The 14,680-nt window shown below is 69.5% G+C and carries 16 protein-coding genes and 1 pseudogene; 7 read left to right on the top strand and 10 right to left on the bottom strand.

Annotated elements, in window-relative coordinates:
* Positions 1–47 precede the first annotated feature (47 nt).
* On the top strand, positions 48–383 hold the full coding sequence (locus JJ691_RS12655) for a VOC family protein (protein WP_211768966.1): 336 nt from the start codon (positions 48–50) through the stop codon (positions 381–383).
* Positions 384–425: 42 nt separating this feature from the next.
* Here JJ691_RS12655 and JJ691_RS12650 read toward each other — a convergent pair whose 3' ends face one another.
* Genes JJ691_RS12650 through JJ691_RS12635 form a run of 4 tightly spaced genes read right to left on the bottom strand, consistent with a single transcriptional unit; the run spans position 426 to position 3,998 of the window.
* Positions 426–1,979, bottom strand: coding sequence for an alpha/beta hydrolase (locus tag JJ691_RS12650; protein WP_211768965.1), 1,554 nt, complete (start codon positions 1,977–1,979; stop codon positions 426–428).
* Positions 1,980–2,013: 34 nt separating this feature from the next.
* On the bottom strand, positions 2,014–2,661 hold the full coding sequence (locus tag JJ691_RS12645; protein WP_211771434.1) for an HAD-IA family hydrolase: 648 nt from the start codon (positions 2,659–2,661) through the stop codon (positions 2,014–2,016).
* The gene (locus JJ691_RS12640) at positions 2,661–3,083 is read right to left on the bottom strand and encodes a PPOX class F420-dependent oxidoreductase (protein ID WP_211768964.1); all 423 of its coding nucleotides are present in this window, start codon (positions 3,081–3,083) and stop codon (positions 2,661–2,663) included. The genes JJ691_RS12645 and JJ691_RS12640 overlap by 1 nt, the downstream gene beginning before the upstream one ends.
* A gap of 42 nt (positions 3,084–3,125) precedes the next feature.
* The gene (locus tag JJ691_RS12635; RefSeq protein ID WP_305874606.1) at positions 3,126–3,998 is read right to left on the bottom strand and encodes an aldo/keto reductase family oxidoreductase; all 873 of its coding nucleotides are present in this window, start codon (positions 3,996–3,998) and stop codon (positions 3,126–3,128) included.
* Between the two features lie 130 nt (positions 3,999–4,128).
* Here JJ691_RS12635 and JJ691_RS12630 point away from each other — a divergent pair, with 130 nt between their 5' ends.
* The gene (locus JJ691_RS12630; RefSeq protein ID WP_211768963.1) at positions 4,129–4,572 is read left to right on the top strand and encodes a winged helix-turn-helix transcriptional regulator; all 444 of its coding nucleotides are present in this window, start codon (positions 4,129–4,131) and stop codon (positions 4,570–4,572) included.
* A 149-nt stretch (positions 4,573–4,721) separates the two neighbouring features.
* The gene (locus JJ691_RS12625) at positions 4,722–5,918 is read left to right on the top strand and encodes an MFS transporter (protein WP_249227869.1); all 1,197 of its coding nucleotides are present in this window, start codon (positions 4,722–4,724) and stop codon (positions 5,916–5,918) included.
* On the opposite strand, the gene JJ691_RS12620 is transcribed toward JJ691_RS12625, so the two are convergent.
* Positions 5,905–7,059 carry a tyrosine-type recombinase/integrase gene (locus JJ691_RS12620; RefSeq protein WP_211768961.1) on the bottom strand — a complete coding sequence of 385 codons (1,155 nt, stop codon included), beginning with the start codon at positions 7,057–7,059 and terminating at the stop codon, positions 5,905–5,907. The genes JJ691_RS12625 and JJ691_RS12620 overlap by 14 nt on opposite strands.
* Positions 7,060–7,199: 140 nt before the next feature.
* Here JJ691_RS12620 and JJ691_RS12615 point away from each other — a divergent pair, with 140 nt between their 5' ends.
* Together JJ691_RS12615 and JJ691_RS12610 are read left to right on the top strand one after the other, a co-directional pair.
* A complete protein-coding gene (locus JJ691_RS12615) occupies positions 7,200–8,633 on the top strand; it encodes an FAD-dependent monooxygenase (protein ID WP_211768960.1) in 1,434 nt (477 codons plus the stop codon).
* Positions 8,634–8,678: 45 nt separating this feature from the next.
* Positions 8,679–9,251: a Uma2 family endonuclease gene (locus JJ691_RS12610; protein WP_249228221.1), complete on the top strand. Its 573-nt coding sequence runs from the start codon at positions 8,679–8,681 to the stop codon at positions 9,249–9,251.
* Positions 9,252–9,528: 277 nt separating this feature from the next.
* Here JJ691_RS12610 and JJ691_RS52220 read toward each other — a convergent pair whose 3' ends face one another.
* The gene (locus JJ691_RS52220) at positions 9,529–9,864 is read right to left on the bottom strand and encodes a tyrosine-type recombinase/integrase (RefSeq protein ID WP_249227868.1); all 336 of its coding nucleotides are present in this window, start codon (positions 9,862–9,864) and stop codon (positions 9,529–9,531) included.
* On the opposite strand from JJ691_RS52220, the gene JJ691_RS12605 reads away from it, so the two are divergent.
* Both JJ691_RS12605 and JJ691_RS12600 read left to right on the top strand, forming a co-directional pair.
* Positions 9,751–10,101, top strand: a complete 351-nt coding sequence (locus JJ691_RS12605) for a helix-turn-helix domain-containing protein (protein WP_306291367.1) — start codon at positions 9,751–9,753, stop codon at positions 10,099–10,101. The genes JJ691_RS52220 and JJ691_RS12605 overlap by 114 nt on opposite strands.
* The gene (locus tag JJ691_RS12600; protein ID WP_249227866.1) at positions 10,080–10,685 is read left to right on the top strand and encodes an IS630 family transposase; all 606 of its coding nucleotides are present in this window, start codon (positions 10,080–10,082) and stop codon (positions 10,683–10,685) included. The genes JJ691_RS12605 and JJ691_RS12600 overlap by 22 nt, the downstream gene beginning before the upstream one ends.
* A 10-nt stretch (positions 10,686–10,695) precedes the next feature.
* On the opposite strand, the gene JJ691_RS12595 is transcribed toward JJ691_RS12600, so the two are convergent.
* The 4 genes and pseudogenes from JJ691_RS12595 to JJ691_RS12575 all read right to left on the bottom strand — a co-directional run bounded on the left by JJ691_RS12595 (position 10,696) and on the right by JJ691_RS12575 (position 13,941).
* The gene (locus JJ691_RS12595; protein ID WP_211768957.1) at positions 10,696–11,268 is read right to left on the bottom strand and encodes a hypothetical protein; all 573 of its coding nucleotides are present in this window, start codon (positions 11,266–11,268) and stop codon (positions 10,696–10,698) included.
* 219 nt (positions 11,269–11,487) lie between these two features.
* Positions 11,488–11,802 (bottom strand): hypothetical protein, encoded by a 315-nt coding sequence (locus JJ691_RS12590; RefSeq protein ID WP_211768956.1) that lies wholly within the window; start codon positions 11,800–11,802, stop codon positions 11,488–11,490.
* Between the two features lie 44 nt (positions 11,803–11,846).
* Positions 11,847–13,015: pseudogene (locus tag JJ691_RS12585) on the bottom strand (transposase).
* A 95-nt stretch (positions 13,016–13,110) separates the two neighbouring features.
* Entirely contained in the window at positions 13,111–13,941 is an 831-nt protein-coding gene (locus JJ691_RS12575; RefSeq protein ID WP_211768953.1) for a hypothetical protein, read from the bottom strand.
* Between the last annotated feature and the right edge of the window lie 739 nt (positions 13,942–14,680).

The raw sequence follows: 14,680 nt of genomic DNA, 5'->3' as shown, positions 1-14,680 counted from the left end.
GCAGTGACGGGCGGCGAGCGCCCGATGTGACCAGAGGAGAGAGAACCATGGCGATCTTGCAGACGGTCCTGTTCCCGGTGCAGGACGTGGCGAAGGCCAAGCCGGTGTACACGGCGCTGCTGGGCGTGGCTCCCAGCGTCGAGTCGCCGTACTACGTGGGCTACGACACCGAGGGCCAGCACATCGGCCTGGTGCCCAACGGCAGCACCAACGGCCCGGCCTGCTACCGGCACGTCGACGACCTCAAGGCCGGCCTGGACGCGCTGGTCGAGGCCGGGGCCAGCATCGCGCAGGAGCCCAAGGAGGTCGGCAACGGCCGGACCGTGGCCAGCGTGCTGGACGTGGACGGCAACGAGATCGGCCTGATCCAGGACCGCGCCTGACGGCGGTGGGGCCCCTCGGCCGAGGGGCCCCACGCGGTTGTCCTACGGCGTGGGCAGGGTGCCGCCGGGCACGCTCTGGTCGGCCGGCAGCACGCCGTTGACCAGGTAGTTGTTCACGAGATTGTCCAGGGCGGTGTTGCCCTGCAGGGCGTACTGCCCGTGGTCGCCCTCATTGGTGACCGTGATCATCCGCGAGTTCTGGAACCGCGCGTGGGCCTGCTGGGCGCCCTCGATCGGCGTGAGCGGGTCGCGGTCGGCCTGCACCATCAGCACCGGCGGCACGCCCTTGCCGTTGATCGTGGGGTTCGGCTCTGGGTGCCGCTGCCAGAACGCGCAGGGCTGCACGATCTGGTTCGCGCCCCACAACGGCAGGCCCGCGTCGATGTAGGCCTGCGAGCGGCGGATCAGCGACGCTCGGTCGGCGCCGACGAAGCGGGTGTCGTTGCAGCGGACGGCGAACTCGGTGGCGACCTGCGGGCCGAAGTTCGAGTCCACCGGGGGCAGCCCGGCCTTGATCGCGGCGAGGGCGGCGGCCCTCGCCGGCTCGGCGGCCGTGGGGTCGGCCGCGGTCTTCACGTTCACCAGAGTCTGACCCAGCTCCGGCCAGGTGCGGTGCGCGCTGGTCGCTTCGAGGATCGACGAGTCCAGGTCGTTCGGCCCGTACGTCACGCCGCCGCCCAGGTCGAGCGGGCTGTGGCCGAGCGTGGCCCGCAGGGTCTGCGCGCCCTTGTAGACGACCTCGGCGGTGCCGCCGAGGTGGTAGGTGGCGTCGTACTTGGCCAGCCACGCCGCGAGGTCGTCGCGCCAGCGGCGTTCGATGCCGAGCGGCTGGAGGCCGAAGGACTGCTGCCAGGTGGCGGTGAACTCGGTGTTGGAGTCGAGCACGAAACGTCCGGTGTGCTGCGGGAACGTCTGGGCGTAGTACGCGCCCATCCAGGTGCCGGCCGAGTAGCCGACCCAGTTGATCTGCTGGCGCCCCAGCAGCGTCCGCAGCAGGTCGATGTCGCGGACGGTCTGGTAGGTGTTGATGTACGGCAGCAGCGCGCCGGAGGTCTGCTGGCAGGCGCGTGCGAAGGCCTGCGTCTGGTCGATGATCTCGTTCAGGTTGCGCGGGTCGCGGTCCTGCGGGTCCAGGCGCAGTATCCCGGCGACGTTGTCGTGGCAGTCCACCGTGGTGCTCTTGCCTGTGCCGCGGGCGTCCATGCCGATGATGTCCTGGTGCTGGCGCAGCGTCTTCTGACCGGCCAGGGCGATCGGGAAGAACTGGCCGGCCCCGCCCGGGCCGCCGGGATTGGTGACCACGGACGCCGTGGCGCCGGCGGTGGCGGCCAGCCGACTGACCGCGATGGTCAGGTCCGGCCCCTGGCCCGGGTGGTCCCAGTCGCGCGGCGTGGTGAAGGTGCCGCACTCCAGGCCCTTGAGCACGGCCGGATCGACGCCGGGCGGCAGGCTCACCTCGTTGGCCGCGCACTGGTGCCAGTCCAGCTTTTGTGTCGTGTAGCGGGCCGGCACGCCGGCCTCCGCAGGCGCCGCGGTCGCGACCAGGCCGCTCATGACGGCCGTGACCACGGCGGCGATCCCCAGTTGGTTTCTCATGGGGCACAGTCGAAACTATGCCGCTGCGGCATGGTCAAGCCCGATTGACGCGCACCACAAGTCCGCCCTCGTCGACCGTGATCTCGCACGCCGTGAGGTCCGGGACCACGGCCGTCGCGGTGAGCTCGGCGGCGTCGTGCGAGGTGGCCACGCCCAGCGTGCGGGCCCCGGCGGCGTGGCCGGCGGCCAGCCCTGCGGGGGCGTCCTCGACCACCAGGCACTGCCGGATGTCGACGCCCAGGGCGGCGGCCGCCTTGAGGTAGCCCTCCGGATCGGGCTTGCCCCGCTGCACGTCGTCGGCGGCGATCAGCACCTTCGGCACCGGCAGCCCGGCCGCGGTCAGCCGGGCCCGCATCAGCTGCTGCGAGCCGGAAGTCACCGCGGCCCAGCGGTTCATGGGCAGCGCCGGCAGCAGGGTCGGGGTCGCCGGCAGCGCCGTGACGTCGTCGAGGTCGCCCAGCTCCATCCGGGCCAGCTCCGCCACCGCCTCGTCCCGTTCGGACGGCGGCAACAGGTCGGCGATCGTGTCCTCGCTGCGCCGACCGTGGCAGACCCGCAGGATCGTCTCGGCGTCCATGCCGCGCTTGGCCGCCCACGTCCGCCAGGTCCGCTCCACCACCGGGGTCGAGTCGACCAGCGTGCCGTCGATGTCGAACAGGATCGCCGTGACGTCGAAGAACATCACACCCACGGGCCGACCCCGCCGATGCGCTCCACCTTGTAGCGCACGATGAACCCCGGCCGCCGCTCCACCGGGAACGTCGCGTCCGGGCCGATGTAGACCCGGGACAGCCGGTCCAGCAGATCCCAGGCCTGGTCGGTGGGCTCCACCACGGCGTGCGCGCGCAGCACCGCGTTGTGGTCCAGGAACTCCCCCGGCACCCGCGGCGCCGCGAACGACAGCACCACGCGCGGGTCCCGCTCCATGTTGCGGATCTTGGCCCCTTGGTGCTGGTGGCCGCTGACCACGTCGTCCCCGTCCAGGCCGATCCAGATGACCGAGACCTGCGGGCTCCCGTCCCGGTTGATCGTGCTCAGGTGGGCCAGCGGCCCGGTGTTGATCAGGTCGCGCAGCTGCTCAGGAAGCTTGATCGGTTCCGCCACCTGGCCACCGTAGCAATCCGGCCCTTCACGATCGAGGAGGTTTCAGCGGCCGATACCTTCCAGGTCGGCCAGGTCCTCGTCGGAGAGGAAGAGCCCGGCACCGACGATGTTCTCGCGCAGATGGGCCGTCGATGATGTTCCGGGGATGAGCAGGATGTTCGGCGAGCGCCGCAACAGCCAGGCCAACGCGACCGACATCGGCGTCGCCCCCAGCCGGACCGCGACCCTCGAAAGCGCATCGGACTGTAGCGGCGTGAAGCCTCCCAGCGGGAAGAACGGCACGTAGGCGATGTCATCGTCCGCGAGCCGGTCAATGAGGTCGTCGTCGTGGCGGTGGGCGAGGTTGTACATGTTCTGCACGCACACGATCGGGGCGATACCGCGCGCCTCGGCGACCTGCTCGGTGGTGACGTTGCTGACCCCGAGGTGACGGATCAGCCCCTCTTGCTGGAGCTCGACCAGCGTGCCGAACGCCTCGGTGAGCGAACCGGGCGTGGGGCCTTCGGCATCGCCCATGCGCATGTTGACCAGGTCGAGGGTCTCGACCCCGAGGGACTGGAGGTTCTCGTGGACCTGCTTGCGCAGGTCTTCGGGTCGTCGGGCCGTGGGCCAGCCGCCTTGCGCGTCTCGGTTCGCCCCCACCTTGGTGGCGATGAACAACGACTCCGGGTAGGGACGCAGCGCCTCCCGGATCAGCTCGTTGGTGACGCGCGGTCCGTACGCGCCGCTGGTGTCCACGTGGGTGATACCGGCCGCGACCGCCTCGCGCAGTACGGCCAGGGCTCCGTCGTGGTCGGCGGGCGGCCCCATGACCCACGGGCCGGCGAGTTGCATCGCGCCGTAACCGAACCGGGTGATGGTCGAGTTGCCCAGCGTCCAGGTGCCGCCGGGCAGTGATGTGGTGGGCGCGTTCATCGTTGTGCCTTCCGCTTGTCGCCGTGGGTGGCGTCTTCGGCCGCCCTGGACGAGTATTGGAGAGTTACTTCCCGTGGGGAAGTAGGCACTCTGAAGTGCGTAACTCACCCACAGGCGAAAGGCGAGAACAGTGAAGCCGACGAAGGCCGCCCAGCGGGCGCAGGCCAAGGCGCAGTACAACGCGTTCCTGGCGGCCTGTCCCAGCCGCCAGCTCCTCGACCGGATCTCGGACAAGTGGGTCGTGCTGATCCTGTGCGCGCTTGGCGGGGACACGGCAAACAAATCCGACCAGCCTGGTGCATCAGATGCCGCCCGAGCGATGCGTTACTCCGAGCTTTCCCGCCTGCTGGCGGGAGTCAGCCAGAAGATGCTGACCCAGACCCTACGAGCACTTGAACGCGACGGCCTACTCACCCGCACCGTGACGCCGACCGTCCCCGTCACCGTCACCTACGAGCTGACCGACCTCGGCCTCTCGCTCCACCACCTGACACGCGACCTCAGGCATTGGGCGCAGGGCAATATGGACCGGGTCCTCGTCAACCGTGAGAAGCACGACGCTCGCACTTCCTGACCGGACACAACCGACCGTCCGACCACCGCCGCGCTCTCACGCGGCACACCTCGATCGCGATGAGCCGGCAGTCCCTGCCTACAGCCGGCGGATTGACGGTCACGCGCGGCGCTGACAGGGTCGGGGCGACTCTTCGGATCTGGGGGCTCGTGGTCGACTCGACGGCGCCCGGCGCGCTGCCGGGCTTGGTGCGGCACGCCGCCTTCATGCGGCTGTGGCTGTCCGGGTTGTTCGCGGAGACCGCGGAGTGGATGCTCCAGGTCGCGCTGCCCGTCTACGTCTTCCAGGCCACCGGGTCCGCCGGCTCGACAGCGCTGGTCATGGTCACCGGCCTCGTGCCGATGCTGCTGGTCAGCCCGGCCGCCGGGATGATCGCCGACCGGTTCGACCGGCGGCTGGTGCTGTGCGTGGCGTGCCTGGTCCAGGCCCTGGTGTCCACGCCGCTGCTGCTCGGCGGCCACCAGGCGTTGATCTACCTGGTGATGGCCGCCCAGTCGGCGCTGGCCTCGCTGTTCGAGCCGACCCGCAACGCCCTCGTGCCGGCGCTGGTCGGGCCGGAGCGGTTGGCCGCGGCCAACGGGCTGATGGGCTTCAACAGCAGTGTGTCCCGGCTCGCCGGCAGCTCGCTGGGTGGGCTGGTGCTGGGCCTGTGGGGCCTGGGCTGGGTGGTCGCCGGCTACCTGGCGGCGCTGGTGATCGCCGCCCTGCTGCTGGTGCCGCGGTTCGGCGTCCGCGTGGAGTCGACGCGGTCGCCCAGCCCGGGCGGCTGGTTGGACGGCGTGAAGGCGTTCCGCGATCCGGAGCTGCGGGCCACCGGCGTCACGCTGGCGCTGATGTCCTTGGGGCAGGGCATGTTCCTGGTCCTGTTCGTGGTGTTCGTGACCGGTCCGCTGCGCGGCGGGGACGCCGATGTCGGCCTGCTGCGCGGGATCCAGGCCCTCGGCGGGGTGGGCGCAGGGCTGCTCATCGCTGCCGTGGCCAACCGGGTCAGCGCCGTGCGGCTGATGGGCCTGGGCATCTTGACCTTGGGCGTGGGCTCGGCGCTGATCTGGAACCTGCCCCACCTGACCACCGCTTTCTGGCTCTACGTGGTGCTTTTCGCCCTGGTCGGCGCGCCCGCGGTGGTCGCCGGGTCCGGGGCGCTGACCGCCGTGCAGCTGCGGGTGTCCGACGAGCAGGCCGGGCGGGTCCTGGCCACCGTGTTCGCCGGCATGGCCGGCGTGCAGACCGTCGGCACCCTGCTGGCCGGGTTCCTGGTCGGCGTGGTCAGCTTGGACGTCCTGCTGGACGTGCAGGCCGGGATACTGGTGGTCGCCGGGATCGCCGCGCTGTTCAGGCGGAAGTAGCCAGCCAGCCTCGGTGCAGCGCCGGGGCCAGCTCGTGGGCCGCGGAGTTGCGGACGTTGTCCTCGTCGTGCAGGTAGCCCTCGGTGGTGGTCAGCACCGCGTGGCCCAGGTCGCGCTGCACCTGCCTTGGCGGCACGCCTCGTTCGACGGCGTGGGTGGCGTAGGAGTGGCGGGCCGAGTGCGGGTGGATCGTGTCGCGGAGCGGGCCCAGGTGGGTGGCGATGAACTCCCCGTCGGGGGTGGCCAGCAGCTCCCGTAGCCAGGGGGTTCTGGGCGGCTCCGTGAACGTCCTGCACAGCCTGGTCAGCACGGCTTGCAGGTGCGAGGTGTGGACCCGTTTTCCCGTGCTGGTCACGAAAATCGGCCGGGTGGCGGTGCCGACCTGGCCCGGCAGCGCCGGCACCGCCGGTTCGACCCGGACCGCCAGGTACGCCTCCAGGGCATCGGCCACCGGCGGGGCCAGCGCCACTTCGCGGTCCTTGCCGCCCTTGCCGTGCACGCGCAGGACGCCCATGTCGTTCGGGGCCGCCCTTCGGTAGTCGCTCAGGTTCACCCCTACCAGTTCGTCCGCGCGCACCCCCGTGCCCACCAGGATCTCCACCATCGCACGGTCCCGCCGGCCGTCCCGGCTGCGCTCAGCCAGCAGGTAGGCCGCCATCAGCAGCGCCCGGCACGCCGGCAACGACCACCGCTTCGTCGTCGACGGCGTGCCGGCCGGCTTGTTCAGGTGCTGGGCCCGTCGGTCCACAAGGGACACCGGGTTCTGGGTCGCAAGGCCTTCCCGCAGCAGGTACTTCGCGTAGAACGCCGACACCGCCGACAACATCCGGCCCCGTGTCGCGTCGCTGTAGCCGGCGCCGGACAGCTCTTCCAGCCACCGCTCCACGTGCTCGACCCGGACGTCTGCGAACCGGATCTCGTTGCTGGAGCACCAGTTCAGCCACTCCAACCCCGTGGGCTGCGCTCTTTTCCGCCCTCGTCGGCGGTTCGGGTCCGGCGGGACGTAGCCCGGCACCCAGTCCAGTGGGATGCCCAGGTCGGCGGCGTAGGCCAGGCGGGTGTTCACGGAGGCGTAGATCCGCAGGAACTCCTGGAGGCGTTCGCGGGCGGACTTGTCCTCCCCCAGCACCGCCAGCGTCACCGGCCCACTCCCCTCGCGTTGATCAACGCGAGTGTGTCATGCCGGTCCTCTCCCACTTCAACGTATAGCCGACCGGGGGTCTTGCGGCAAGACCCGGGTGGTGCCGCAGAATCTGCGGCCTCACCAGAGGAGGGGGACTTGTGACCGACGTGATCGTCGCGGGCGGCGGACCGACCGGCATGATGCTGGCCGCCGAGTTGCGGCTGCATGGCCTGGACGTGGTCGTGCTGGAGAAGGAGCCGACGCCGACCGGGCACGTTCGGGGCCTGGGGATGCACGCGCGCAGCCTGGAGGTGCTGGATCAGCGGGGGCTGCTGGAGCGGTTCGTGGAGCGGGGCACGAAGTACCCGATCAGGGGATCTTTCGCGGGCATTCTGACGCCGGCGCCGACCCTGGACACCGCGCACGGCTTCCTGCTGGGCATCCCGCAGAGCATCACCGACGGGCTGCTCGACGAGCACGCCGTCGAGGTCGGCGCGGACGTCCGCCGCGGCGCCGAGCTGGTGGGCCTTCATCAGGACGACGAGGGCGTGACCGTCGAACTGGCCGACGGATCGCAACTGCGGGCCCAGTACGTGGTGGGCTGCGACGGTGGCCGGAGCACAGTGCGGAAACTGCTCGGCATCGACTTCCCGGGCGAGTCCGCCAGCATCGAGTGGCTGCTGGCCGAGGTCCGCAGCAGCGAGCCCGCCGAGACGCTCACCGCCGCGGCCGCCGAGCTCGGTTCACCCCTGATCCGCTTCGGGCCGCACCCGCACACCGAGGGCCTGTGGCGCTTTGTTCTGCGTGCCGAGCGGGTCGCCGACGACCGCACCGCCCCCACCTTCGAGGAGTTCGTCGTCCGTCTCCGTGAGCTGGCCGGCGGCGATCTCGGTGTGCGCTCGCCGCACTGGATCACCCGCTTCGGCGACGCCACCCGGCTGGCCGCGCAGTACCGCGTCGGACGCGCTTTCCTCGCCGGCGACGCCGCCCACATCCACCCGCCCCTGGGTGGCCAGGGCCTCAACCTGGGTGTGCAGGACGCCTTCAACCTCGGCTGGAAACTCGCCGCCGCCGCCGCCGGCTGGGCCCCCGGCGATCTGCTGGACACCTACCATTCCGAGCGCCACCCCGTCGCCGCTGACGTCCTGGACATCACCCGGGCCCAGGCCCATCTCACGCTGTCCGAGCCCGGCCCCCAGGCCGTGCGCCGGCTACTCACCCAGCTCGTCGGCTTCGAGGACGTCAACCGCTTCCTCATCGAGAAGATCACCGCCATCGGCCTGCGTTACGACTTCGGCGACGACAATCCCCTGGTCGGCCGCCGCCTGCGGGACGTGGAGCTCAAGCAGGGCCACCTCTACGGCCTGATGCACGCCGGCCGCGGGCTGCTGCTCGACCAGACCGGCCGGCTGTCCGTCCAGGGCTGGGCCGACCGGGTCGACCACGTCGTCGACGTCAGCGAGGAGCTGGACGCCCCGGCCGTCCTGCTCCGTCCCGACGGTCACGTGGCGTGGGTCGGCGAGGACCAGGAGTCCCTGCTGCCTCCCCTGGCCCGGTGGTTCGGCCCCGCTGTTGATGACCGTCCTTGCTAGGATTCCGCAGCACGACGACACCGCCGCCAAGCAGGGGAAGTGGACATGACGGCCGCCGCCCACCACACCGGCGAGCCGATGACGCTCGACCAGTTCCTGGCGCTTTCGGTCGACAACGCCTACCGCTACGAGCTGGCTGACGGAGAACTTCACGTGAATGCGCGCCCCATCCAGCCCCACCTGCGCGCAGCCCACCGCCTCGTCAGCCAACTCAACGAGCAGCTGCCTGGAGAACTCGAAGCCTTCGCCGAACCTGACGTCGTGCTCAAGCCGCACCAGCACAAGGGCCGCGTGCGCATTCCCGACGTCGTCGTCACCCGAAGCGAGTGGCGGGATGAGCGGCGCTTGGCCGCCGACGAGGTGCTGCTTGCTGTTGAGATCGTCTCGCCGGGCAGTTGGCGAGAAGACCTCCTGGTCAAGCCGTTCGAGTACGCCGAGGCCGGTATCCCCCACCTCTGGGTGGTGTCGGTGACTGACGGGCCGGTCACCCTCGCGCCGTACGCGCTGATCGCGGAAAGCCGCCGCTACCAGCAGTTCGAGCCCGTGACTGGAACGGCCAGCATTGAGGTGCCCTGGCCATTGGCCATCGAGCTGGACGCCCTGACCGCGCGCCGGTAGTCGGCTGCCACCACCGTCACGCCGGGCAGCCTCCCGGCACTGCCTGGCCAGTGCGCCGGGGGTGGGTGCGTAGGGCTGGCCGGAGAATCCAGCCCTACGCCGCATCTAACCGACTCGTTCGCCTGGCCCGGCAGGGATGGCGCGTCGGCACGGGGCAGGGTGGCGACCGGGTTGTCGTGCAGTTTGACCTAGCCGCCCTTCCGGCGTAGAAGGCCCAGGACTCCCGAAGCTACGGCCAGCCCCAAAGTAGCTGCTCGACAACCGGCTGACCTGCGGTTTAGCCGCGTCGGCGGGGGCTGGACAGAACCTCGGTGGCTTCGTGGACGGCGGCCAGGCCGGGTTTGACGTAGCGCTGGACTGACCTCAGGCTCTCGTGGCCGGTCTTGGCCATGATGACGTTGGCCGAGACGTTGGCCTCACCGAGGTGCGTGGCCGAGGAGTGCCGGAGTTGGTGCAGCCGGAGGCCGTCGCCGTAGTGGGCGAGCAGGATGCGGGCGCGGTGTACGTGTGGCGCCGTCGTTGGCGTGCCGGTGGCCGGGCGGCGCTGGCCACGAAAGGGCCGGGCGGATCGGACTGTCGGCTGGACCAGCAACGCCTGGATCGGTTGGCCCAAGCGCTGGAGCAGGGCCCGGCCGCGCACGGCTTCGGCGAGGATCAGCGCTGGACGCTGGCGCGGGTGGCGGACCTGATCGCGCGGATGTTCCACACCCGCTACACCCTGCGCGGGGTGTCGTATCTGTTGCACCGCATGGGGTTCTCACCACAGGTCCCGGCGCATCGCGCCGTCGAGCGCGACGAGGACGCGATCGCCACCTGGCGGAAGGAGACGTGGCCGGCGGGAAAACGGTAGCGGCGGAGCGCGACGCGTGGCTGTGTTTCGAGGACGAGGCCGGTCAGACCCTGCGTCCGCCGAAGGCCCGCACGTGGGGGCGGCGGGGTCAGACCCCGACGGTGGCGGTGTCGGGCAAGGGGTCGGGCCGGGTCTCGGTCGCTGGACTGGTGTGCGTGCGGCCCGGCCAGCGCGGCCGGTTGATCTACCGCACCCGGACCCACCGCGGTCGTAAGGGTGAACGGCGCAGCTTCGCCGAGACCGACTACGCCGCCCTGCTGGACGCCGCCCACCAGCAACTGGGCGGCCCTGTCGTGTTGATCTGGGACAATCTGAACACGCACGTCAGCGCGGCGATGCGGGAGTTGGTCGCGGCGCGGGACTGGCTGCACGTGATCCGGCTTCCCGCCTACGCTCCGGACCTCAACCCGGCCGAGCATGTGTGGTCGCATGTCAAGCGTGGCTTGGGCAACCTCATCGTGCACGGTGTCGACGAGCTGGTCGCGGTGGTGAAGAACCGGCTCAAGCGGATCCAGTACCGGCCCGAGTTGATCGACGCCTTCCTCGCTCACACCGGGCTGGAGCTCGACCCAGCACCTCCGTAATGCTGACCATTCAACCTCTGTAGCTGCCCTCGCCCTGGGCTCGAGCGGCCTGCGCCTCCAGCTTCGCGACGCGGTCACTGAGCGTGCGGAACATATCGCCATGGTGCTCCGCCCGTCCGGCGAGCACCTCGATCATGCCGTCCCGGGCTTTGATCTGATCTTCCTGGGATTTGAGTAGCTTAACGAAGGAATCGCGGTGCACCTCCACCTGTTCGGCGAGCGCCTCGATCATGCCGTCCCGGGCGTTGTTCACATCTCCCTGGGCTTTGAGCAACTCATCTATGGCTCCGAGACGATCGCTGTGCTCATTCCCCCGCTCCTCGAGGACGTTGACCAGTGTGCCCAGGGAATCAATCATGTTGCCCTGGGCTTTGAGCAGCGCGTCGATGGAATCGAGAAGCTTGGCGTGCTTGTCTCCCCGCTCCCGGAGCGCTTCGATCATCTCGCTCTGGGACTCGATCAACTGGTTCTGAGACTTAAATACGTCCTGGCTGCTCCTGGCGAGCTTCTCCAGCCAGACGAGACGTTCCTCTATGTCGGCACCAGGCCTGGGCTCAGACTCCTGCGCCTTCCTCCACCTCATGGGCGAGCCCCCATGATCTTCTCGGTTGCACGCCAGGGATCGGCAGGATGGCAGTGCCAGAGTTGGCCAGGATTCCTCATGCGGGCAGCATAGGAGACCGTACGGGTTCTGCGGTACGAAATTGGCCAGATCCAGTGAGACTGCTGAACCCGGCCCACAGGGGGGCCGGGCGGGTATGCGCCGAGAATACCCCGCCCGCGCGGAGCGCTGCCAGCGGATTTACGGTGCCGGCCGGCGCTGTCGCTGATCGGCCAACACGGTGGCCAGCCGGACCGCGTCGCTGACCTGGACCTGAATCTGATCCAGGCGCGTGATCGCATCCCGGACCCCGGCGTCCCAGGTGCGGTGGACTCGCTCGATCGCTTCCTCGGTGCGGGCGAACGCGACAGCGATACGGCCCCGGCCGGCGTCGAACTCGGCCAGCAGCCGGCGTGTTTCGTTCGCCAGCTCGTCGTGGGTCGGCCGCCGGCCTGTCGGTGGACGCGCGGACCGTTGGTTGTCGTGGTCGTTGTGCGTGTCGTCCGCCGGGCTCACGGCCGGCAAGCATACTGGCGCGTAGGCACCGGCCCCGCCGCTGCCTACGCGGCCACGGCGTCCAGGTCCAGGCGTTTGCTCATGTCGAGTTGGAACCGCCCGTACGGGTTCACGTGCGTCCAGAACAGGGCGCTCAACGCGCTCCGGTCGGTCGCCGTCAGCTTCTTCGCCCACACCGGATCGGCCAGAACCCGTTGCGGCAGAAGGGTATTGATGAGCACCAAGCTGCTCTGCAACAGGTGCAGGGCGAGCATCGAGACTTCGGCGGTCTCCCGGTCCGGGCCGGTGAGCTTGCCGTCCTTGCCGTAGAAGACGACCTCGTTGGCGGAGTTCCAGTTCTCCACCACCTGCAACCCGGCGTGGATCTCCCGCCTGAGTTCTTCCGACGCCAGGAAGTCGCAGGCGACGATCGTGCGCACCGCGCGGCCCAACTCCTCGAACGCGAGGTAGACGGGGCTTTTCGGGCCGCCGCCCTTGGTGAACCGGCGCAGCACCTGCTCGGTCTCTGCGGTGCCCAGCCGCAGGGCGGTGGCATATTTGACCATCTGGTCGTAGTTGCGTTCGATCAGCTCCCAGTCCATCGGCAGGTTCTTGACCACCCGCTCCAGCCGCGGCCAGGTGGCAGGCCCGTCGTCTGGGCTGTGGAGCCGGATCGAGCCGATGTTCTTCAACCTCGGCAGCAGCTTGAACCCCAGCAGCTCGGTGAACGCGAACCCCACCACGCTGGCGCCGTGCGTGTCGGTGCAGTTGGCCTCGATCTCCGCGTCCGTGCAGTGCCGCAACAAGCCCTCGATCATCGCCGCGACCTCGGACGAGGAACAGTTCTTGACCTGCGAATAGATGCAAACCCGGCCGCGCTCGACGTGCCAGTAGATCATGATCCCGCCCGAGAGCCGTACCGGGCGTGGAACTGGGTCATCAGGTTGGAATCCCACGACCCGAACCGTTTCGAGTCCGACGCGGTCGAGGCGGCCTTGCCCCACCAGAGTGGGTCACGGGCGGCGAAGGTGGCGTTGACGACCTTCACGATCGCCGCCCGCAGGTTGTCGCGGGTGATATAGGAGGCCCGGACCCGGCGCAGCGCGCCCTCGTCCTCGGCGTGCTCGCCGGTCGCGGCCATCTGCCGGATACCCATGTTCGTGCCCAGTGCGAACAGGCACAGCAGCAGACGCTTCCGCAGCACGTCGCGCGGTAAGTTCTCGCGGGTGGCCACCGACACGAACTCAGACGTGAACTCGGTGAGGAAGTCGCTGTTCTTCAGGATGTCCAACAGGTCGATCGTGCCCCACCGGCGCTGCACCTCGGCCTTCAGCGTGGCCAGGTTCTTCGGCTCGGGCAACTTCTCCAGCTTCGGCACGCTGATCCACGGCTGCCCATTGTGCGTGATGACCCGCACCCCGCCGTCGTGCCCCGCACCATCGCCGCGTGCAACCGGTCCAGGGCCTCCCGCTGCCGCCGCCGCAGGTCCGCCACGAACGCCTTGGCGTCCAACGGTTTACCGATCGCGGCATAGTGCACGTCGCGGTTGTCGTCGTAGTCGCCGGGCAGGTCCTCGTCCAGGTCGCGCCACCGGCCGGCGCCCTCCACCCAGATCTCCCGGCGCCGCAGCGCCTCGCGCAACGCGATCAGCACACACAGCTCGTACGGGATGCGCTCGATCCGGCCGGTCGGGCCGGTGACCGCCTCCAACCATGCCTTCGGCACCACACCCTCGATCGACACCGTCTCCCCCTTGGCGAAATGCTTCTGATCAACCGCGACGTCGGTGTAGCGGGCCAGCAACTCGATCGCGTCCATCACCGGCCGGTAGGCGGTGTTGTTGCACTTGAACCGCAACGCACCTAACAGCGAGGTCAACATCCGCCGGTAGTAGTGCGTGTAGGAGCCGCGCAGCGATACCCGCACCCGTTCCCGCCACGCTTTCTCGGTCGCCATCAACTCCTTGACCAGTGCGCGTAGCGTCGCCTCTCCGCCGGGCACCACCGGCCACACCGCCTTGCGCACCGTCTCGTCCGGCTTGTCCAGCGCCGCGGTGACCATCCGCAGGTAGATGCCCTTCTTACCGGGCACCGACGTGAGATCGCCGATCAGCTCCTTCTCGACCCGCCGCTCGGCGCGGGCGTTGATTCGATGGATCATCGACCAACGTCCAGGACTCGATCAGCTCATCCGGTTCCCGCTCCAGCTTGACGGCCGCGCACGGTAGCCCCAACACCCGTGACACGATCGGGTGCCCATCCCCCGATCGGGCCGCGACCGCACCCGGTGATCGACGCCAGTGCGCACGCAGTGTCCACATCCGACACGGCGGAGGCCGCCGTAGACCCTGACGAGGGACAATGCCGCCGAGGCACAGCGGCACCGTCGCTCGGAATGAAAGCACGCTGGTGACATGCGCATCCGGGATGCCCAGGTCGGCGAGACCTACCTGATCGAGGTGCCGCACCGGTTACCCGCGCAGCTGTACCCGGACGCGGCTGGCCCGCCGACCGGCTAAAACGCGCTACTTGGGGCTGGCCGTAGCTTCGGGAGTCCTGGGCCTAGAAGGCGATCTCGCCGACCTTGCTGGTCGCGACGCGTTTGGGGCACCTGGCGACGAGGTTGCCTTCACGGGCGTTGCCAGGGACTCGTCTGAAGTGCAGCGGCGAACGGTCGGTGAAGGCGGTGCCGGCACACGGGCTCCCCAGCCGCGTTTATCGAGTAAGTACTGGTCCACCAGATGGCGCGCGACAGGAGTCTCTCCTCGGCACCGAGGCGTGGCCAACAGCCGCAACGGGGCGTCTTCTTTTCGTCACCGTGACGATCGCGGGCCTAGTGACGGGGCCCTCGCACGCCGTCAACTCGTCACGTCCAGTCATATCAATAATCTCACTTATGC

Origin of the sequence: Kutzneria sp. CA-103260 (assembly GCF_018263855.1) — a bacterium.
Lineage (GTDB): Bacteria > Actinomycetota > Actinomycetes > Mycobacteriales > Pseudonocardiaceae > Kutzneria.
The sequence above is the reverse complement of the archived record's forward strand: the minus strand, read 5'-3'. Positions and strand labels throughout refer to the sequence as shown.